Annotated in this window: 2 pseudogenes; both read left to right on the forward strand. The window is 65.1% G+C overall.

The features are described from left to right. Positions 1-281: pseudogene (locus A5736_RS03720) on the forward strand (alpha-1,4-glucan--maltose-1-phosphate maltosyltransferase); the annotation flags it as partial. Positions 282-287: 6 nt separating this feature from the next. Then, positions 288-989, forward strand: a pseudogene (locus tag A5736_RS03725) (1,4-alpha-glucan branching enzyme); the annotation flags it as partial.

Below are 989 nucleotides of genomic sequence, written 5' to 3' on the forward strand. Positions count from 1 at the left end.
TGGCCTACAGCAAGTTCGACCCGGCCACCGGAGATTGCGTGCTCGTCGTGGTGACCCTCAATGCGTTCGGGCCCGAAGAGGCCACGTTGTGGTTAGACATGGCCGCATTGGGTATGGAACCGTACGAACGGTTTTGGGTGCGCGACGAGATAACCGGTCAAGAATTCCAATGGGGGCAAGCGAACTACATTCGTATCGACCCCGCTGAGGCGGTCGCACACATCATCAACATGCCGCTCATACCGTACGAATCCCGAATCACGTTGCTACGCAGGAGGTGAGCGGACGTGAGCCGAGCTGACCAACTAGCCGGGGCGCACCTAGCGCCTGACCCCGCCGATCTGACGCGCCTAGTGTCGGGGGCGCACTACAATCCGCACGGCATCCTGGGCGCGCACGAGTACGGCGACCACACCGTCATCCGGGCGTTCCGTCCGCACGCGGCCGAAGTCGTCGCGATCGTCGGCGACGACCGGTTCCCGATGCGCCATATCGATTCGGGTCTGTTCGCCGTTGCGCTGCCGTTCGTCGACCTGATCGACTACCGACTGCAGATCAGCTACGAAGGTTCCGCCCCGTACACGGTCGCCGACGCCTACCGATTCCTGCCCACCCTGGGCGAAATCGACCTGCATCTGTTCGCCGAAGGCCGACACGAGCGGCTCTGGGAAGTGCTTGGCGCCCACCCCCGCTCGTTCACCACGGCCGACGGTGTCGTCAACGGGGTGTCGTTCGCCGTGTGGGCGCCCAACGCCAAGGGCGTCAGCCTGATCGGCGAGTTCAACGGCTGGACCGGCACCGACGCCCCCATGCGGGTGCTGGGCTCGTCCGGAGTATGGGAGCTGTTCTGGCCGGGGTTCCCCGTCGACGGGTTGTACAAGTTCCGCGTGTACGGCGCCGACGGCGTCGTCACCGAGCGAGCCGATCCGTTCGCTTTCGCCACCGAGGTGCCGCCGCACACCGCATCGCGTGTGACGGTCAGCCAGTAC

Source organism: Mycobacterium sp. SP-6446, from assembly GCF_001954045.1.
Taxonomy (GTDB): domain Bacteria; phylum Actinomycetota; class Actinomycetes; order Mycobacteriales; family Mycobacteriaceae; genus Mycobacterium.